Genomic DNA, 18,014 nt, shown 5'->3' with positions numbered 1-18,014 from the left:
AGGGTTGATCAGACCCATCCTGCCGTCTGAGCCGCCACCCACACACCCAGCGCCGCAAACAGCAGCGCCGCACCGATCTGCAGCGCGCGGATCGGCAGGATGCGCTCGATCTTGTGGCCCAGCAGCACCGCGGGCACGTTGGCAACCATCATGCCCAGGGTCGTGCCTGCGGTGACCGCGAGCACGTTCTGGTAGTGCGCGCCCATCGCGACAGTGGCGACCTGGGTCTTGTCACCCATCTCGACCAGGAAGAAAGCGATCAGCGTGGTGACGAAAACCCCTGCGCGACGAGGCTTTGGCGCGTCATCCTCATCGAACTTGTCGGGGATCAATGCCCAAAGCGCCATGCCGACAAACCCGGCAGCGATTGCATAGCGAAACGCCGCGCTGTCGATCAGGCCTGCAATCTGCTGTCCCAGTAGCGCGGCGAAAAAATGGTTGGCCAGCGTAGCCACCAGTATCCCCGCGATAATCGGGACAGGCTTGCGCAGCCGGGCAGCGAGCAGGATCGCAAGCAGCTGCGTCTTGTCCCCCATTTCGGCAAGCGCAACCAGTGACAGCGAGGTAAGAAAGGCTTCCATATGGAGATCAATCCGAGGCCGGGCAGCAAGGTGAGCAAAACGCAACAACACCATCGCCCCTGCCCGGCCGGGCGAGAGATTCAGGTGTCATCGGTCTTGCCGGCAGCCGGACCTTCAAAAGATCCGGAAACCCGCGCACCATGGCATCTCGGCCAAGTGTGTTGACGCGCGGACCAGTGCACGCACCGGTTGGCTACTCCCCATCAGACGTGCTAGCCCTTAGTGCTTGATCTTGGGATATGCAAGATGGCAGATGCAGGCAACAAGACGGTGGTAACCGATACGAGCGTACAAGGCTTCATCGCGGGCCTCGAGCCCGACCGGCGTCGCGAGGAAGCGTCCAAGCTGCTGGCGATGTATGAACGGATCACCGGCGAACCAGCTAAATTATGGGGCCCGGCAATCATCGGCTTTGGTGAATATACCTATCATTACCCCAGCGGGCGCGAAGGGACATGGGCGCGGTCCAGCTTTTCCCCGCGCAAGGGCAAGCACAGCATCTACCTGATGGCAGGCTATGACGACGCTGAGGCCGCTGCGCAGCGCGATGCGCTGCTGTCAAAACTGGGCAAGTACAAAATGGAAAAATCCTGCCTCTATGTAAACCGGCTGGATCAGATCGATATGGGCGTACTGGAAGAGATTATCGGCCACGACCTGGCCGAGATGAACCGGCTGTACCCCGCCGGATGACGATCTCGACCGACGACTTGTATCGCGGCCCGGTCAAGCGCAGCATCGGCATTGCCGGGCACCTGACCTCGATCAGCCTGGAGCCCCTGTTCTGGGATATGCTCAAGGCGGCGGCGGAAACGCGTGCACTCCCCTTGAATGCACTGGTCGCGCGGATCGATGTCGAACGCATCGAGGCGGTCGGCCCGCCGAACCTGGCCAGCGCGATCCGGCTGTGGCTGGTAAGGGATCTGATGGAGCAGAGTCCGCCCGTGCCGGAAACTGAAGAACAAACTTCCGTCTCAAGCTAGCCGTTCTCCGGCGAAAGCCGGAGCCCAGGAGCCAGGTTGCGCTGCATCCGCCCTGGATTCCGGCTTTCGCCGGAAAACGAAATGGACGCTCAATCCCCGCCGACGCGTTCGATGTCCGCGCCGACCGCCTGCAATTTCTCTTCCAGCCGCTCATAGCCACGGTCGAGATGATAGATGCGGCTGACTTCGGTTTCGCCCTCGGCAGCGAGGCCGGCGATGATCAGGCTCATCGAGGCGCGAAGATCGGTCGCCATCACCGGCGCACCGACCATACGCTCAACCCCGTGGACCACTGCCGTGCGGCCCTTGACATCGATATGCGCGCCCATGCGGTTGAGCTCGGGAACATGCATATAGCGGTTCTCGAAGATCGTCTCGGTCAGCACGCTGGCGCCCTGTGCCATGCACAGCATCGCCATGAACTGCGCCTGCATATCGGTGGCAAAACCAGGGAACGGCGCGGTCGACAGCGTCACCGCCTGCAGCTTGCCGTTGGGGCGCACCGCGATGCCATCGGCGATTTCCTCGACGTGCACACCCGCCTGGCGCAGCGCCGCGATGGTCGCCTCCATCTCGTCGAACCGTGCGCCGATCAGGTCGAGCGCGCTGCCCGTGATCGCGGCGGCGCAGGCATAGCTGCCCGCCTCGATCCGGTCGGCCATGACGCGATAGGTCGCGCCGTGCAGCCGGTCCTTGCCGTGGATCACCAGCGTGGAGCCGCCGATCCCCTCGATCACGGCGCCCATCGCCACCAGCAGGTTGCACAGATCGACGATTTCGGGTTCGCGCGCGGCATTGCGCAATGTTGAGGTGCCCTTGGCGAGCACGGCGGCCATCAGCGCGTTCTCGGTAGCACCCACCGACACCACGGGAAAGCCGAAGTCGCCACCGGGCAGCCCGCCCTTGGGCGCGCGCGCAGTGACATAGCCTGCGGTGATCTCGATCTCGGCGCCCAACGCTTCCAGCGCCTTGAGGTGCAGGTCGATCGGGCGGTTGCCGATCGCGCAGCCACCGGGCAACGACACCGTCGCCTCGCCTGCGCGTGCCAGCAAGGGGCCCAGCACCAGGATCGAGGCGCGCATCTTGCGCACGATGTCGTAGGGCGCGACTGTTGCCGTGACACGGCCCGCGCGCAATGTCATCACCCGGCCGAAATCCTCGGGCCTTGCCCCCTCGATCATCGTCGAGACGCCAAGCTGGTTGAGCAGATGTCCGAAGCTGTCGACGTCGGCGAGCCGCGGAAGGTTGCGCAAAGTCAGCGGCTCGTCGGTGAGCAGCGCGCACGGCAACAGCGTCAATGCGCTGTTCTTGGCTCCGGAGATGGGAATACGGCCCGAAAGCGGCTTGCCGCCGCGAATGATGATTTTATCCATCGACGCTGTTTAACGCCTGCGGCACCGGGTGCAAGGGGGTGGTGGTCGTGCGCGACGGTCAAATTTTCTCGAGTGTGCACTGCAGCGGGTGCTGGTGTTCGCGGGCGAAGTCCATCACCTGGTTCACCTTGGTCTCGGCGACCTCATAGGTGAAGATGCCGCAGACGCCGACTCCCTTCTGGTGAACGTGGAGCATCACCCGGGTCGCCTCGTCCATATTCATGCTGAAAAACCGCTTGAGCACCAGCACGACGAACTCCATCGGGGTGTAATCGTCGTTGAGCATCAGAACCTTGTACTGGCTGGGCTTTTTCGACTTGGCGCGGGTCTTGACCGCGATGCCGATATCGGGCGGGCCATCGTCATTCCCGTCCTCGCGGTCGGGTCCGGCATGCACGGGAAGCCTGATGCCCCGCAAAGCGGGATCATGGCGCGCCGGGCGCAGCGCGGATGTGTTGGTTGCAGGGTGCATAGATGATTGCGAATATCGTATTTCGCTGGCCTCAGGCAAGGGGTAGCATGCAAATTGAGGGCAACGTGCGGCTAACGTTGACCCAGGTTATGGCCGTCATCGCGGGCTCTGGCGTTTTACGCCGCATTCCTTTAGGGGCTGCGCCATGCATTTTCTCGATCAAGCCAAGATTTTCATCCGTTCGGGTACCGGCGGACAGGGCGCGGTGTCCTTTCGCCGCGAAAAATATGTCGAATATGGTGGACCCGATGGCGGCAACGGCGGCAAGGGTGGCGACATCGTCTTCGAAGCGGTGAGCGGTCTGAACACGCTGATCGATTTTCGTTACACCCAGCATTTCAAGGCCAAGCGCGGCACCGGTGGCATGGGCCGCAACCGCACCGGTGCGGGCGGCGAAGACCTGGTGATCAAGGTACCTGTCGGCACCCAAGTGCTGAGCGAGGACAAGGAAGAGGTGCTCGCCGACTTCACCCATGCCGGGCAGACGATCACGCTGCTGCGCGGCGGCGATGGCGGGCGCGGCAACCTGAGCTACAAGACCAGCACCAACCGCACCCCGCGCCAGCACGGCCCCGGCTGGCCCGGCGCTGAAATGTACGTCTGGCTGAGACTCAAGCTGATGGCCGACGCGGGCCTGGTCGGGCTGCCCAATGCGGGCAAGTCGACCTTCATCAACCAGGTGACCAACACGCACGCCAAGGTCGGCGACTATCCGTTCACCACGCTGCGCCCGCAATTGGGCGTGGTGCAGCACAAGAACCGCGAGTTCGTGCTCGCCGACATCCCCGGACTGATCGAGGGTGCGGCCGAAGGCGCAGGCATCGGCGACCGCTTCCTGGGCCATATCGAACGCTGCCAGGTGCTGATCCATCTGATCGATGCCAATGGCGAGGACCCGCTCGAAGCGATGCGGATCGTCAATGGCGAGCTCACCAATTACGGTGCCGGGCTGGATGAAAAGCCGCGTCTGGTCGCGCTCAACAAGGGCGATCTGCTCGACGATGAGCTGATGCAGCATTTCTCGGACGAAGTGCTGGCCGCAGGGGCCGAGCGCGTGTTCCCGATTTCGGCGGCCACCGGCGCGGGAATCGAGGCGCTGTTCGATGCGCTGCTCGAGTATCTGCCGCGTGATACCGCGACCGAGAAGCCCGAAGGGGTCGATCCGAATGCCGACAACGAGCCGGGAGTCTGGTCGCCGGTTTGAGCTTTTGTACAAAACCGTTCTCCGGCGAAAGCCGGAGTCCAGGGGCGCGATAGCATTGCACTCGCCCTGGATTCCGGCTTTCGCCGGAAAACTGAAGAGCGACAGTGATGACACCCCAAGGCCTGCCCCCCTCCCCCGCCACATTGCTCTCACCCGCCGCCTGCCCGGTGCTGGTGGTCAAGGTCGGATCAGCGTTGCTGGTCGCGCCCGACGGAACAGTGCGGCGTGAGTGGCTGGCGTCTCTGGTCGCCGACCTCGCTGTACGGATCGAAGGCGGTCAGCGCATCGTCATCGTGTCCTCGGGCGCAATCGCATTGGGTGCCCGGCGGCTGGGGCTGCCCAAGGGCGGCCGCGCCAGCCTGGAGGACGCGCAGGCGTCCGCTGCCACCGGTCAGATCGCGCTCAGCCAGTGCTGGGCCGAACTGCTGGGCAATCACAGCATTACCGCCGCGCAGATGCTGGTCACGCTCGATGACCTCGAGGACCGCAGGCGCTTCCTCAACGCGTCGGCGACATTGCGCCGCCTGATCGCGCTGGGAGCCGTCCCGGTGATCAACGAGAATGATTCGGTCGCGACCGAGGAAATCCGCTTTGGCGACAACGACCGGCTCGCCGCGCGGATCGCGCAGGCGGCGGGCGCAGCCGGCGTGGTGCTGCTTTCCGATGTCGATGGCCTGTTTACCGCCAACCCCAAGAACAACCCCGAGGCCAAGCTCGTCGAAAGTGTCGCGCGGATCGATGCGAGGGTCCGCGCGATGGCCGATGGCGGATCGGCATCGGGAATGGGATCAGGGGGCATGCTCTCCAAGCTTGAGGCAGCACGGATCGCGACCAGCGCGGGCGCGCACCTGGCCATCGCCAACGGCACGCTGGCCAATCCGCTGGCAAGGCTGGCGGAGGGCGGGCGCGGAACGGTGTTCACCGCCGGGCCGCAGGGCAAGGGCCGCAAATTGTGGCTTGCCGGGCGGATGACCGCGCGCGGGCGCATCACCGTGGACGCAGGCGCTGAGGCTGCGCTTGGCAAGGGATCGAGCCTGCTGGCCGCCGGTGCAATTGCAGTCGACGGCAAGTTCGTGCGCGGCGATGTCGTCGAAATCCTGAGCGCAACCGGTGAGACGATCGCACGCGGACTGACCGAATACGACGCCGCCGATATGGCCAGGATCATGGGCCTGCGGACCGACGCGATTGCCGATGTGCTGGGCCATGCGCCGCGCAGTTCGCTGGTCCACCGCGACCAGATGGTGCTGCTGTGAGCGTCATCGCGCTGACCGGCGGCACCGGCTTTGTCGGGGGGGCCAGCATCACGCAAGCGCTTGACCAGGGTCATCAGGTCCGCGCGCTCACCCGCCGCCCGCAGCCGACGCGCGATGGCGTGACCTGGGTGGCAGGCGCGCTCGATGATCCCGATAGCCTGGCAGAACTGTGCACCGGGGCCGATTGCGTGCTGCATATCGCTGGCGTGGTCAACGCGCCCGATCGCGCAGGCTTCGTCGCAGGCAACATCACCGGCACCGAGAACATGCTGGCAGCGGCGAAAGCGGCTGGCGTGGCCCGATTCATCCACGTTTCTTCACTCGCCGCGCGCGAACGCGATCTTTCGAACTATTGCTGGTCCAAGGCGGAGGCAGAAGCCCTTGTCATCGCATCCGGGCTCGAATGGCAGATGGTGCGACCGCCGGCGGTCTATGGCCCCGGCGATACAGAGATGCTCGACCTGTTCCGCATGGCCGCGCGCGGGGTGGTGATGCTGCCGCCAGCCGGTCGGATGTCGGTGGTGCATGTCGCCGATCTGGCATCGATGCTGGTGCGGCTTGCGAGCGGTGGCGGCGAACCTGGTGCGATCTACGAGGTCGATGATGGCACGCAGCGCGGCTGGAGCCATGCCGACTTTGCCAATGCGCTGGGCGACGCGGTGGGGCGCAAGGTGCGCGCATTCAGCACGCCAAAGCTTGCGCTTAATGTCGCTGCACATGCCGATCGTCTGATGCGCGGCAAGGGTGCCAAGCTCACCCCCGACCGTGCGCGCTACATCGCGCACAGCGACTGGACCGCCGATCCGCTGCGCCGTCCGCCGCGCGAATTGTGGCAGCCGGCAATCGCAACACGGCAGGGACTGGCAGAAACCGCGCGCTGGTATCGTGCCAAGGGCTGGCTCAAATAAGCGAGCGGCCCAGCGCCAGCTCGACCACAAACAGCGCGAAGGTCAGCGACAGGCCGATCAGGAAGATGCGATAGGCGTGGCCGAGATAACGGTACTTCTTGTGCTGCAACACCATGCCGTTCTGGTGGACATCGCGCAGCATCGTGCGGAAGATCGTCTCGTCGGTGTGCAACTGTTCGATCACCAGATCGGCGAAGTCGTCCTCCGCCATCCCTGAAAAATTGCCGAAGAACATGAAGTTGGTCGATCCCGGGATAACCGGCCCCTTGGGCTTGGGCGCTCCACGCACCGATGGCAGGATGGCGAACACCGCGCACATCGCCGACAGGAATGCAAACAGCGCCAGCACGATCAACGGCAGCGTGAAGTTGCCGCTGCGCGCCTGCCCTACCGAAATGGTGAATACCACGAAGGTAGCACCCATCAGGATGCTAGCTTTCTGGTCGGCCATCTGGCTGAGCGCGAGGTTCGTCTGCACCGATGTTCGGATCAGATGGATCGCATGCGGTGAAAAGGTGTGCGGGGTTTGTGGCCATGGGGCTGAAACCGCCGGTCTTGACGTTTCGACTCGCTCTGCTGTGCCCCCCTGTTTCATCGCAGGTTAGTGACATAGACGCGACCTGCTTGACAAGGGCCGCCGCACTGCTCTTCAGGCTTCAACATACTGCCGCGTTTATGCCGCAATCGCTTGGCAATGCGGTGCCAACCCTTGATCGACGAAAGACAGACATGACCGACCGGACCGCAACCTATTATCGCATCGCCACGCAGATCGAGCCTTTCAACAAAAAGGGCGTCGAACTGACTGAAGGCACAACCTTCGCTTCCGATCTCGAATGGGACAGCCTGACGGTGATGGACTTCGTCGCGGCGATAGAGGACGAGTTCGACATCATCATCACGATGAACATGCAGGCCGAGATCGAAACCGTCGGCCAATTGGTCGCCACGGTGGAAAAGCTGACTGCCTGACCCTATTTGCGCTGCGTTGCCTATCTGCGCGGCGTATTATGAGCCCATCCCGGCCCTCTTCATCAGAGAATGATCCCATGACCGACCTCTTCTCCAAGTTTGACGCCCTGATCGGCGAGCGCGAGGCTTTGCTTTCGCACGGCGTGCGCGATCCCTACGCCTTGGTCATGGAATCGGTCAAATCGCCCACCGTGGCGATGTGCAACGGCAAGGAGACGATCCTGCTGGGCACCTACAACTATATGGGCATGACCTTCGATCCCGATGTGCTCGAGGCAGGCAAGGCGGCGCTCGACAATTTCGGATCGGGTACCACCGGAAGCCGCGTGCTCAACGGCACCTATGCCGGGCACCGCGATTGCGAAGAGGCGCTCAAGGAGTTCTACGGAATGGACCATGCGATGGTCTTTTCGACCGGATACCAGGCAAACCTCGGCATCATCTCGACCATGGCGGGCAAGGAGGACTACATCATCCTCGATACCGACAGCCACGCTTCGATCTATGATGGCTGCGCGCTCGGCAACGCCCAGATCGTCGCCTTCCGGCACAATGACGTCGAAGCGCTCGAAAAGCGGCTCAAGCGCCTGCCCCCCGAAGCGGGCAAATTGGTGATCCTCGAGGGCGTCTATTCGATGCTCGGCGATATCGCGCCATTGAAGGAAATGGTCGCGGTTTCCAAGGCGGCAGGCGCGATGGTGCTGGTCGACGAGGCGCATTCGATGGGCTTTATCGGCGAGAACGGCCGCGGCGTCGCCGAAGCCGCAGGCGTGCTGGACGACGTCGATTTCATCATTGGTACGTTCAGCAAGTCGGTCGGCACCGTCGGCGGCTTCTGCGTTTCCAACCACCCCAAGTTCGAGGTGCTGCGCCTCGTCTGCCGTCCGTACGTGTTCACCGCCAGCCTGCCGCCCTCGGTCGTCGCCACCGCCGCGACCAGCATCCGCAAGCTGATGCACGCCGGCAACAAGCGCGCGCATCTCTGGGAAAACTCCAAGCGGCTCCATCAGGGCCTGCGCGATCTGGGCTTCTCGCTCGGCACGCCAGAGGCGCAGAGCGGCATCATCGCGGTGATCATGACCGATATGCTGAAGGGCGCGCAGATGTGGCAGGCGCTGCTCGAGCGCGGATTGTACGTCAACCTTGCTCGTCCGCCAGCAACCCCTGCCGGCATGACGCTGCTGCGCTGCTCGCTGTGCGCGGAGCATACAGCGGAGCAGGTCACCGAGATCCTGGGCATCTTCGAAGCTGCCGGCAAGGACGTCGGGGTGATTTGATGGGATTGCTCCCCTCCCTTCTAGGGAGGGGCCGGGGGCGGGTATGCCGTTCCAAAACCTGCGTAGCATATTCTCGCCGACCTACCCGTAACCCCTCCCTTGGATGGAGGGGGAAGCGCATCAGCCAAACCGCAATCACACCCCTTCAAAACCCCGAAAATTGCTGTATTGGCGGACTTTGAGAGTCCTCCCCAGACAAGGCCTTTTGCCATGACCGAACTGCTTGCGCTGCGCGATATCGTGCGCGCTCATCACCGGGCCGATGAAGGCGCGGTGCTCGATTATCTGATCGCGCAGTACGCCCCCTCGCCCGAAATGCGGGCTCGCATCCGCGCGCGTGCGGTACGGGTGGTCGAGGACGTCCGCGCCGCCTCAGGCCCCACGCTGATGGAAAGCTTCCTCGGCCAATACGGCCTGTCGAGCGACGAGGGTCTGGCACTGATGACATTGGCCGAGGCGCTGCTGCGGGTGCCCGATGCCGAGACGATCGACGACCTTATTGAAGACAAGATTTCGACCGCCAACTGGCGCGAGCATTTCGGCAAGTCCGAACACAGCCTGGTCAACGCCAGCACCTTCGCGCTCTCGATGACGCAATCGGTGCTCGAGGGTTCGGTGAGCAGAGGACCGTTGGATGCGCTGCGCGGCGCGATCAAGCGGCTGGGCGAGCCCGTTATCCGTGTTGCGGTGCGACGGGCGATGAAGGAATTGGGCAACCAGTTCGTACTCGGCGAAGACATGGGCGAGGCGCTCAAGCGATCGCGCAAATGGGCGGACGACGGCGCGACGTTCAGTTACGACATGCTGGGCGAGGCCGCCCTGACCTTCCCCGATGCCGACACCTATTTCGCAGCCTATATGGATGCTATCCGCGCCATCGCGAACGCCGCCAAGACCGATGACATGCGCACCAATCCGGGGCTGTCGATCAAGCTGTCCGCACTGTATCCGCGCTATGAGATGGGTAAGACCGACGAGTGCGTTCCCGCGCTCGCCGACCGCGTGCTCGAGCTCGCCCGCGCCGCGCGCGATGCGCGCATCGGGCTCAACATCGATGCCGAGGAGGCCTATCGCCTCGGGCTTTCGCTCGACATCATCCAACTGGTGCTCAGCGATCCGTCGCTTGCAGGTTGGGATGGCCTCGGCGTCGTCGTTCAGGCCTTCGGCAAGCGCGCCAGCTTCGTGATCGACTGGCTCTATGGGCTTGCGCAATCGCTCGACCGCAAGATCATGGTCCGACTGGTCAAGGGTGCTTACTGGGACACCGAGATCAAACGCGCGCAGGTCGACGGCGTACCTGATTTCCCGGTTTTCACCAGCAAGGCGGCAACCGACATATCGTATATCTGCTGCTCCGCGCAGCTGTTGAAACTCACCGACCGCATATATCCCCAGTTCGCCACGCACAATGCGCACAGCGTCGCAGCGATCCTCGAGATGGCAGGCAATCGCGACGACTTCGAGTTTCAGCGGCTGCACGGAATGGGCGAGCCCCTGCATGGCGCACTGCTGCGCAACGAGAAGGTTCGCTCGCGGATCTATGCCCCGGTGGGCAAGCATCGTGAACTGCTCGCCTATCTGGTGCGCCGCCTGCTGGAAAACGGTGCGAACTCCTCGTTCGTCAACCAGCTTGCCAACCATGCGGTGCCCGCCGAGGCGATCGCCGCCGATCCGTTCGAGCAGCTCGATGCCGGGCGTGCGGAGGCGCACACCAAGATCATCCGTCCGCATGCGCTTTATGCTCCTTCGCGCATCAATTCGCGCGGCTGGGACCTCGCCAATCGCGCCGACCTCAACGAATTCCTTGAATCGCGCAGCGCTTTTGCCGATGCCCAATGGCACGCCGCACCCCTGATCGCCGGAGCGCCAGGCGCTGCCAGTAGCGAACGCGAGGTATTCGATCCGGCCAACCCGGATTCGCAGATCGGCACCGTGCGTGACGCCACAGCCGAGCAGGCGTCTGCGGCCATCGCCGCAGCCCGGCCGTGGAACGTTCCGGTCACCGATCGCGCCGCCACGCTCAACCGTGCCGCAGATCTGCTCGAAGAAAACCATGGCGAAATTTTCGCGCTGCTCGCACGAGAGGCTGGTAAATGCGCGCCCGATGCGATTGCGGAGTTGCGCGAAGCGGTCGATTTCCTCCGTTATTACGCAGCTGAAGCCGTCAGCAACCCGGCATTGGCGCCGCGCGGTATCATCACCTGCATCTCGCCGTGGAACTTCCCGCTGGCGATCTTCACCGGCCAGATCGCTGCTGCCCTGGCATGCGGGAACGGGGTCCTTGCAAAGCCTGCCGACCAGACCCCGTTGATCGCATATCTGGCGACCAAGCTGCTCCATCAGGCAGGTGTTCCCGCTCATGCCCTTCAATTGCTTCCCGGATCAGGCCGGGTCGTCGGAACCGCGCTGACTGGCGACGATGGGATCGCCGGGACCTGCTTCACCGGATCGACTGCCACCGCGCAGGTGATCAACCGCAATATGGCAGAAAAATCGTCACCCGGCGCGATGCTGATCGCTGAAACCGGTGGCATCAACGCGATGATCGTCGATTCGACCGCGCTGCCCGAACAGGCGGTGCGCGATATTGTCGCATCGGCTTTCCAGTCCGCGGGGCAGCGCTGTTCGGCGCTGCGCATGCTCTACGTGCAGCGCGACATTGCCGAACCTCTCAACGAAATGCTGTTCGGCGCGATGGATGCGTTGTCGCTGGGCGATCCGTGGTGGCTGGCCAACGATGTCGGCCCCGTGATCGACCGGCAGGCTCGCGAAAAGATCGTCGCACATATCGAGACCGCGAAGCGCGAGGGACGGTTGCTCAAGCAGCTGGGCACGCCCGACACCGGCTGGTTCGTAGGCCCCGCCGCCCTGTCGGTCGGCGGTATCGATGACATTGCCGAAGAGATTTTCGGGCCGGTGCTGCACGTCGCGACCTTCGAGGCAGGCGAGATCGACACGCTGATCGAACGGATCAATGCCCGCGGCTATGGCCTGACCTTCGGACTGCAGACCCGCATCGACAGCCGCGTCGAGCATGTGACCGCGCGGATGCATGCAGGCAACATGTACGTCAACCGCAACCAGATCGGCGCGGTCGTCGGCGCGCAGCCATTCGGCGGCGAGGGCCTGTCGGGCACCGGCCCCAAGGCGGGCGGACCCCGCTATCTTCCGCGCTTTGCCGAAGCGCCCGGCCCCCAGCTCGAACTGCCGCCGCTCACCCGGATCGCTGCGCGCGCCGAGGTCGAGACTGCACTGGCAGCCTTGCCGCGGGTGACCGAACTGCCGCTGGATACGATGACAATGCCCGGACCGACCGGCGAATCGAACGTGCTGTCGACCTATCCGCGTGGCCGGGTGCTGTGCCTGGGGCCAACCCTTGAGGCTGCGACACAACAGGCCCAGGCCGCGCAATCCGAAGGGTGCGCCGCATTGATCGTGGTACCTGGAGCCAGAGGTCAACACGCCATCGACGGGTTCATTGAACGCGCCGACCTGGCCCAGATTGCCGGCTTCGACGCCGTGGCCGCATGGAGCACCAGCGACGACCAGCGCGCGATCCGCAAGGCACTGGCCGAGCGCGAAGGCGACATCTTGCCGCTGTTCACCGAAGAGCACTTTGCCGCGCGGTGTGTTCACGAGCGCCATGTGTGCATCGATACGACAGCCGCTGGCGGAAATGTGTCGTTGCTGGCGTGATTAGTTCTCCCCTCCCGATTGCGGGAGGGGAGGCTGAGGCGAAGCCGAGGCCGGGATGGGCCTGAGCAGACGCCTATTCAGGCCCACCCCGGTTCAGCAAGCCGCACCTGCCCCTCCCGCAAACGGTAGGCGAGAGGCTTACAGGCGCTCGATCTTCTGCGCGGCTTCGTCGAGAATTTCGGCGACCTTGTGTTTGAACTCGGCGTCGGTCTCGCCGCTCGCGAGCCGGTGCGCCATCGCCGCCATCAGGTTGGCAACCGCCCGTCCGATCTGCGGACCACCGGCACGCTGCTCGCGCTCTTCGCCCGCATCGGACAGCCGTGACAGCAGCGCATCGGCCTCGTCGCGCTTCTCTGCCAGTTCGGCAACCCCAGCATCGGTGATCCGAAACGCCTTGCGCGCACCATCGGTTTCGACCGATGCGATCAGTCCGCTGTCTTCGAGCAGGCTGAGCGTCGGATAGACCACGCCCGGGCTTGGCGCGTACTCGCCACCGGTCATGTCCTCGATCGCCTTGATCAGGTCATAGCCGTGGCGCGGCTCCTTTTCGATCAGCGCAAGCAGCACGACGCGCAGTTCACCGCTGTCGAACATCCGCCGGCGCCCCCGTCCGCCGCGGCCTCCACCGCCGCCTCCGCGACCGCCACGGCCATTGCCGTCAAAGCTCCAATTGCCGAAATCCCAGTCGCCACCCCAACCACGGCCCCCGCCGCGACCAAAGCTCATGGCGATAAAGGGATTGCCCTCACCACCCCGGCCACCACGCGGACCGCTACCCATTTTGAAACGCATGCTCATGTCGATTGAACTCCTTCATATCTCGATGGCTCTAAGATATATCTTAGATACAGTTTAGCAAGGGCCATTCTTGCGACGGGTGCATTTTTCATCCCCTTCCCCCTGCCCGTCCCAGCCGCTAGCGTCGCGGCGATGAGTGACCTGTTTGCAACCCTGCCCCAAAATGCCTCTAGCAACGCGCCTGCCGCCGACGCGCCGCTCGCCGACCGGCTGCGCCCCGCGAACCTCGGCGAGATCATCGGCCAGGATCACCTGACCGGGCCCGAAGGCGCGATCGGGCGCATGGTCGCGGCGGGTAAGCTGTCCTCAATGATCCTGTGGGGGCCGCCGGGTACCGGCAAGACCAGCATGGCGCGGCTGCTCGGCGAGGCGACGGGGATGCGCTTCGTTGCGATCTCGGCGGTGTTCTCGGGCGTGGCCGACCTCAAGAAAGCCTTTGCCGAAGCCGAAAAGATGGCGGGCGCAGGCCAACGCACACTGCTGTTCGTGGACGAGATCCACCGCTTCAATCGCGCGCAGCAGGACGGGTTTCTTCCCTTCGTCGAGCGCGGCACCGTCGTATTGGTGGGCGCGACCACCGAGAACCCCTCGTTCGAGCTCAACGCCGCGTTGCTCAGCCGCAGCCAGGTGCTGATCCTGCGGCGGCTCGACGAGGCGGCTTTGGGCGAACTGATCGCGCGCGCCGAGGCGCTGACGGGGCGAACCTTGCCGCTGACCGACGATGCCCGCGCCGCGTTGATCGCGTCGGCCGATGGCGATGGGCGCTTCCTGCTCAACCAGGTCGAGACGTTGCTTGCGGTGAAGATCGATACGCCGCTCGATCCGGCGGGGCTGGCCGCTTTGCTGCATCGGCGGATGCCGGTCTACGACAAGGATCGCGAGGGGCATTACAACCTCATTTCCGCGCTGCACAAGGCGATGCGCGGCTCCGATCCGCAGGCCTCGCTCTATTATCTCGCGCGGATGCTGGTGGCGGGCGAAGAGCCTCTTTACGTGCTGCGCCGAATCACCCGCTTTGCCAGCGAAGACATCGGCATGGCCGATCCGCAGGCGCTGGTGCAGTGCCTCGCCGCCAAGGATGCATACGCCTTCCTCGGCTCACCCGAGGGCGAACTGGCGATCGTGCAGGCGTGCCTCTATTGCGCCACCGCGCCCAAATCGAACGCGATCTATGCCGCGCAGAAAGCGGCCTGGAAAAGCGCGCGCGCGACCGGATCTTTGATGCCGCCGCCCAACATCCTCAACGCGCCCACAAAGCTGATGAAGGACATCGGCTATGGCAAGGGCTATGCCTATGACCACGACCAGGCGGAGGGTTTTTCGGGCGCGAACTACTGGCCCGAGGAGATGGACTCACAGCGCTTCTATCAACCGGTCGAACGCGGATATGAAGCGCGGATCGCAGAACGGATGCGGGTGTGGGAGGATTTGCGCAAGGGGAAGGGTTAGGCGGCTTTCGCGATGTTCTCGAACAGGTCTTTCACCGCTGCGATAGCATCGCCCTTGTATCGATAGGCGACTGTGCTCTGGCCGATCACCGCGCCCGACTTGTCGCTCAGCAGCCAACGCCATTGGTCGTCGGGGCCACGAAACAGCGAAAAGCCTGCCCGCTTTTGAATTTCCGAGACATCGTTGAATGCCGCCCAATCAGGATCGTCCTCAATGGCGCGCTCGATATCGTCCTCGGTCATGGCGTCCAGCCGTGCCCAATCGGTCCCATCCGATTCAAACACCGTGTCCAAACTGACTCTGGTAATCTTGCCGTTCATATCGTCTTGCTCGTCGCGCGCTGATGATCCGCCTTTTGCCGTCACGCAGCGTATATACCACAGCAATCACCTTCGCGTCATCGCCAATCATTCCCAGCGCAATGTGCCGGATCTCAGAGCCAGTGACGCTGTCCTCATAAGGATCGATAACGCGGCGCTCCCAAATCTTTATCGCACGACGAAAATCGATCCGGTGCTTTTCGAGATTGATCAAGCGCTTGGCTTCGTCCCATTCAAATTCCATAACGCCCGTCCACCTTGGAGTTCCGATTATGCCAAAGTCGTTCCGCAACGCCGTTCCTTCGCAAGCTATCGCATGCCTGCCTTTAGCTCTAGGGTTCATTAGCATGCCATTGGCCGCACAGCTGATAACGACAACCCCCGCCGAGCCCACCCGCATGGATCGCGCGCAGGCGGCGGGGTATAAGGCGCAGTTCGTGTGTTCGGGGCTGTGGAACGGCAACAAGACGCTGGCCGATATCGAGGCCGATGAGCTGACCGGGATCTATCCGCACATCGCCGCGATCGTCCCGACACTGAAGGCGGACGTGGACGAACCCGCGCATCAGGTCAGCGTCACGTTTGCCGAGGACATGCCGCCGCGCATCGCCCGGCACAATCCGGTCACCGGATGCACATCGATGCCGATCGGCTGGACCAATGACGGCCGCCGCCTGCCTGCCGAATCCCTCGAGCGTGCACAGCCCGGCAGCGCCGATGACAAAGCCTGGCCGCTGGGGGATACCAATGCCAGCGATCCCCGGATCATGATGATCACGCCGTTCGACCAGTTGGTCGAAAGCGCGTTCGACGCGAAAGCGTTCGGCGGCAAGACCAGTGGCGTGGTGATCGTCCACAAGGGCCGCATCGTGCAGGAGCGCTACAAGCCCGGCCACGACATGCACACCGCGCAGCGGACCTGGTCGGTCGCCAAATCGATCGCGGGGACGTATGTTGGCTATGTCCGCCAGAAGGGCTTTGCCATTCCCGACCGACCGGTGCGCGAATGGAATATCGAGGGCGATCCGCGCCGCGCGATCACCGTCGACCATCTGCTGCGCATGGGCAGCGGGCTGGTCAGCGACACCGCGGGCAACCGCACCGATGCGGTCTACATGGCCGCAGGCGATGTCCGCCAGTGGACGACGTTATGGCCGATGCTGCACCAGCCCGGAGCCCCCTTCCGCTATTCCAACAACGATATCCTGCTTGCAACGCTGGCCGCGCGCGATGCCGCGCCCGATCTGCACCCGCACCAGATGTTCGATGCGCTGGGAATGACGCGGACCTGGGCCGAAACCGACTGGCAGGGCAACTATATCCTTTCCAGCCAGGTGTGGACCACCGCGCGTGACATGGCACGGTTGGGGCTGCTGTACCTTGGCGACGGGAGCTGGAACGGGACCCGCATACTCCCCGAGGGCTGGCGCGACTATGTCACCATGCCCAGCGGGCCGCAGCCGTCCAGTGGAGATTTCGGCTATGGCGCAAGCTTCTGGCTGATGAACAAGAGCGAAGACGTACCTGCAGACGCTTTTGCAGCGTTCGGCAATCGCGGCCAGTATCTGGTGATCATCCCCAGCCGCGATCTGGTGATCGTGCGGCGCGGTTATGATGCTACCGGTGACCAGTTCGATATCGCCCAGTTCACCGCCGAGGTTCTCAAGCAGATCCGCTGACCATGCGCCGTTTCCAGCATTATGCCTGTTTCGACTGGTCGGGCCAGGCGGTTGCCCGGCCCAAGGGGCTGGCGCTCGCCAGCATCGGTGCGGAGCCGGAGGACCGCCCGGTGCTGCTGCGTCCGCAGGGCGGCTGGTCGCGTGGTGCTGCGCTCGACTGGTTGCTGGCGCATGCCGAGGCGGGGACGGACATCCTGATCGGCATGGATCTGTCGCCTTCGTTCCCGTTTGTCGATGCGGGCGGCTATTTCCCCGACTGGGCCGATAGCCCTGCCGATGCGCGCAGCCTGTGGGCGATGGTCGACCGGATGTGCGCCGATGATGACCATCTAGGTGCGGGCAGCTTCGTGCGTCACGCTGAAGCCCGGCGCTATTTTCGCCATGGCAAAGGCGATACCGGCGACCGTTTCGGCGAGGCGGGCACCGGCAGGTTGCGGGTGGTCGAACGCCACCAGCGGCTGACCGGCCAGGCCAATAGCGCGAGCTGCTTCAACCTGGTCGGCGCGGCGCAGGTCGGCAAGTCGAGTCTTACGGGCATGCGGGTGCTGCACAGGCTGGCAGGGACGATCCCGATCTGGCCGTTCGATCCGGTACCCGACAAAGGCCCGGTGATCGTCGAAATCTACACCAGCATCGCCGCACGGGCCGCCGGCCGCGGGCTCTCGCGCAGCAAGGTGCGCGATGCCGATGCACTGCACGAAGCACTGGCAGCGTTGGGGTCCCGCCCTCCCGCGCCACTGATCGCACATGACGATCACAGCACCGATGCGTTGATCACGGCGGCGTGGCTGCGCAATGCGGCGCGCGACAAGGCGCTGTGGCACGACTTTTGGAACCCGCAGGCGCTCGATGAGGCCATTCGCGTCACTGAAGGCTGGACCTTTGGTGTTAAATAGAGCATTGGACGCCGCGCATATGCGCCATTAGCGCCGCTTTAGCTCAGCTGGTAGAGCAACCGCCTTGTAAGCGGTAGGTCGTTGGTTCGATTCCGACAAGCGGCACCACATGGTGCAATCTCAGGGGCTGGGGGGCCGCAACCGCACACG

General features: G+C 63.8%; 18 protein-coding genes and 1 tRNA gene. 12 read left to right on the top strand and 7 right to left on the bottom strand.

The window, feature by feature from the left end:
- Positions 1–8 precede the first annotated feature (8 nt).
- A complete protein-coding gene (locus tag IEW00_RS09030; protein ID WP_188514077.1) occupies positions 9–581 on the bottom strand; it encodes a TMEM165/GDT1 family protein in 573 nt (190 codons plus the stop codon).
- Positions 582–827: 246 nt separating this feature from the next.
- On the opposite strand from IEW00_RS09030, the gene IEW00_RS09025 reads away from it, so the two are divergent.
- Positions 828–1,274: a DUF1801 domain-containing protein gene (locus tag IEW00_RS09025; protein ID WP_188514076.1), complete on the top strand. Its 447-nt coding sequence runs from the start codon at positions 828–830 to the stop codon at positions 1,272–1,274.
- Positions 1,271–1,564 (top strand): ribbon-helix-helix domain-containing protein, encoded by a 294-nt coding sequence (locus IEW00_RS09020; RefSeq protein ID WP_188514075.1) that lies wholly within the window; start codon positions 1,271–1,273, stop codon positions 1,562–1,564. Before IEW00_RS09025 ends, IEW00_RS09020 begins: the two co-directional genes overlap by 4 nt.
- An 89-nt stretch (positions 1,565–1,653) precedes the next feature.
- On the opposite strand, the gene murA is transcribed toward IEW00_RS09020, so the two are convergent.
- Complete coding sequence (gene murA, locus IEW00_RS09015; RefSeq protein WP_188514074.1) at positions 1,654–2,937, bottom strand: UDP-N-acetylglucosamine 1-carboxyvinyltransferase; 1,284 nt, start codon at positions 2,935–2,937, stop codon at positions 1,654–1,656.
- A 58-nt stretch (positions 2,938–2,995) separates the two neighbouring features.
- Entirely contained in the window at positions 2,996–3,409 is a 414-nt protein-coding gene (gene clpS, locus IEW00_RS09010) for an ATP-dependent Clp protease adapter ClpS (protein WP_229736924.1), read from the bottom strand.
- A 145-nt stretch (positions 3,410–3,554) separates the two neighbouring features.
- Between clpS and obgE the strand changes: the two genes are divergently transcribed.
- The 3 genes from obgE (at position 3,555) to IEW00_RS08995 (ending at position 6,777) form a co-directional block, all read left to right on the top strand.
- Positions 3,555–4,613 carry a GTPase ObgE gene (gene obgE / locus IEW00_RS09005; RefSeq protein ID WP_188514073.1) on the top strand — a complete coding sequence of 353 codons (1,059 nt, stop codon included), beginning with the start codon at positions 3,555–3,557 and terminating at the stop codon, positions 4,611–4,613.
- A gap of 107 nt (positions 4,614–4,720) precedes the next feature.
- Complete coding sequence (gene proB, locus IEW00_RS09000; protein WP_188514072.1) at positions 4,721–5,869, top strand: glutamate 5-kinase; 1,149 nt, start codon at positions 4,721–4,723, stop codon at positions 5,867–5,869.
- On the top strand, positions 5,866–6,777 hold the full coding sequence (locus tag IEW00_RS08995; protein ID WP_188514071.1) for an NAD-dependent epimerase/dehydratase family protein: 912 nt from the start codon (positions 5,866–5,868) through the stop codon (positions 6,775–6,777). The genes proB and IEW00_RS08995 overlap by 4 nt, the downstream gene beginning before the upstream one ends.
- On the opposite strand, the gene IEW00_RS08990 is transcribed toward IEW00_RS08995, so the two are convergent.
- On the bottom strand, positions 6,770–7,255 hold the full coding sequence (locus IEW00_RS08990) for a Pycsar system effector family protein (RefSeq protein ID WP_229736923.1): 486 nt from the start codon (positions 7,253–7,255) through the stop codon (positions 6,770–6,772). The two genes, IEW00_RS08995 and IEW00_RS08990, sit on opposite strands and share 8 nt — an antisense overlap.
- Before the next feature lie 251 nt (positions 7,256–7,506).
- On the opposite strand from IEW00_RS08990, the gene IEW00_RS08985 reads away from it, so the two are divergent.
- From IEW00_RS08985 to putA, 3 genes are all read left to right on the top strand, one after another.
- Positions 7,507–7,749: an acyl carrier protein gene (locus IEW00_RS08985; RefSeq protein WP_188514069.1), complete on the top strand. Its 243-nt coding sequence runs from the start codon at positions 7,507–7,509 to the stop codon at positions 7,747–7,749.
- Positions 7,750–7,826: 77 nt separating this feature from the next.
- Positions 7,827–9,026: a serine palmitoyltransferase gene (gene spt, locus IEW00_RS08980; protein WP_188514068.1), complete on the top strand. Its 1,200-nt coding sequence runs from the start codon at positions 7,827–7,829 to the stop codon at positions 9,024–9,026.
- 210 nt (positions 9,027–9,236) lie between these two features.
- Positions 9,237–12,722 (top strand): bifunctional proline dehydrogenase/L-glutamate gamma-semialdehyde dehydrogenase PutA, encoded by a 3,486-nt coding sequence (gene putA / locus IEW00_RS08975; protein WP_188514067.1) that lies wholly within the window; start codon positions 9,237–9,239, stop codon positions 12,720–12,722.
- A gap of 138 nt (positions 12,723–12,860) precedes the next feature.
- On the opposite strand, the gene IEW00_RS08970 is transcribed toward putA, so the two are convergent.
- A complete protein-coding gene (locus IEW00_RS08970; RefSeq protein WP_229736922.1) occupies positions 12,861–13,520 on the bottom strand; it encodes a PadR family transcriptional regulator in 660 nt (219 codons plus the stop codon).
- A gap of 132 nt (positions 13,521–13,652) precedes the next feature.
- Between IEW00_RS08970 and IEW00_RS08965 the strand changes: the two genes are divergently transcribed.
- Positions 13,653–14,969, top strand: coding sequence for a replication-associated recombination protein A (locus IEW00_RS08965; protein ID WP_188514066.1), 1,317 nt, complete (start codon positions 13,653–13,655; stop codon positions 14,967–14,969).
- On the opposite strand, the gene IEW00_RS08960 is transcribed toward IEW00_RS08965, so the two are convergent.
- Complete coding sequence (locus IEW00_RS08960) at positions 14,966–15,211, bottom strand: YegP family protein (RefSeq protein WP_188514065.1); 246 nt, start codon at positions 15,209–15,211, stop codon at positions 14,966–14,968. The genes IEW00_RS08965 and IEW00_RS08960 overlap by 4 nt on opposite strands.
- Positions 15,212–15,245: 34 nt before the next feature.
- Positions 15,246–15,533, bottom strand: coding sequence for a BrnT family toxin (locus tag IEW00_RS08955; protein WP_188514064.1), 288 nt, complete (start codon positions 15,531–15,533; stop codon positions 15,246–15,248).
- Between the two features lie 103 nt (positions 15,534–15,636).
- Between IEW00_RS08955 and IEW00_RS08950 the strand changes: the two genes are divergently transcribed.
- From IEW00_RS08950 to IEW00_RS08940, 3 genes are all read left to right on the top strand, one after another.
- Positions 15,637–16,968, top strand: coding sequence for a serine hydrolase domain-containing protein (locus IEW00_RS08950; RefSeq protein ID WP_229736921.1), 1,332 nt, complete (start codon positions 15,637–15,639; stop codon positions 16,966–16,968).
- A 2-nt stretch (positions 16,969–16,970) separates the two neighbouring features.
- Positions 16,971–17,864, top strand: coding sequence for a hypothetical protein (locus IEW00_RS08945; protein WP_188514063.1), 894 nt, complete (start codon positions 16,971–16,973; stop codon positions 17,862–17,864).
- A 32-nt stretch (positions 17,865–17,896) separates the two neighbouring features.
- Positions 17,897–17,972: transfer RNA gene (locus tag IEW00_RS08940), tRNA-Thr, on the top strand.
- Positions 17,973–18,014: the final 42 nt, after the last annotated feature.

Origin of the sequence: Blastomonas aquatica, assembly GCF_014639875.1 — a bacterium.
Classification (GTDB): Bacteria; Pseudomonadota; Alphaproteobacteria; order Sphingomonadales; family Sphingomonadaceae; genus Blastomonas; species Blastomonas aquatica.
Note: the sequence above shows the minus strand (reverse complement) of the source record. Positions and strands in the feature narration are given on the sequence as shown.

Bases quoted from the DNA above. Each gene is read 5' to 3' on its own strand.
- IEW00_RS09030 (WP_188514077.1), bottom strand. From the start codon at position 581: ATGGAAGCCTTTCTTACCTCGCTGTCACTGGTTGCGCTTGCCGAAATG.
- IEW00_RS09025 (WP_188514076.1), top strand. From the start codon at position 828: ATGGCAGATGCAGGCAACAAGACGGTGGTAACCGATACGAGCGTACAA.
- IEW00_RS09020 (WP_188514075.1), top strand. From the start codon at position 1,271: ATGACGATCTCGACCGACGACTTGTATCGCGGCCCGGTCAAGCGCAGC.
- murA (WP_188514074.1), bottom strand. From the start codon at position 2,937: ATGGATAAAATCATCATTCGCGGCGGCAAGCCGCTTTCGGGCCGTATT.
- clpS (WP_229736924.1), bottom strand. From the start codon at position 3,409: ATGCACCCTGCAACCAACACATCCGCGCTGCGCCCGGCGCGCCATGAT.
- obgE (WP_188514073.1), top strand. From the start codon at position 3,555: ATGCATTTTCTCGATCAAGCCAAGATTTTCATCCGTTCGGGTACCGGC.
- proB (WP_188514072.1), top strand. From the start codon at position 4,721: ATGACACCCCAAGGCCTGCCCCCCTCCCCCGCCACATTGCTCTCACCC.
- IEW00_RS08985 (WP_188514069.1), top strand. From the start codon at position 7,507: ATGACCGACCGGACCGCAACCTATTATCGCATCGCCACGCAGATCGAG.
- spt (WP_188514068.1), top strand. From the start codon at position 7,827: ATGACCGACCTCTTCTCCAAGTTTGACGCCCTGATCGGCGAGCGCGAG.
- putA (WP_188514067.1), top strand. From the start codon at position 9,237: ATGACCGAACTGCTTGCGCTGCGCGATATCGTGCGCGCTCATCACCGG.
- IEW00_RS08970 (WP_229736922.1), bottom strand. From the start codon at position 13,520: ATGAGCATGCGTTTCAAAATGGGTAGCGGTCCGCGTGGTGGCCGGGGT.
- IEW00_RS08965 (WP_188514066.1), top strand. From the start codon at position 13,653: ATGAGTGACCTGTTTGCAACCCTGCCCCAAAATGCCTCTAGCAACGCG.
- IEW00_RS08960 (WP_188514065.1), bottom strand. From the start codon at position 15,211: ATGACCGAGGACGATATCGAGCGCGCCATTGAGGACGATCCTGATTGG.
- IEW00_RS08955 (WP_188514064.1), bottom strand. From the start codon at position 15,533: ATGGAATTTGAATGGGACGAAGCCAAGCGCTTGATCAATCTCGAAAAG.
- IEW00_RS08950 (WP_229736921.1), top strand. From the start codon at position 15,637: ATGCCATTGGCCGCACAGCTGATAACGACAACCCCCGCCGAGCCCACC.
- IEW00_RS08945 (WP_188514063.1), top strand. From the start codon at position 16,971: ATGCGCCGTTTCCAGCATTATGCCTGTTTCGACTGGTCGGGCCAGGCG.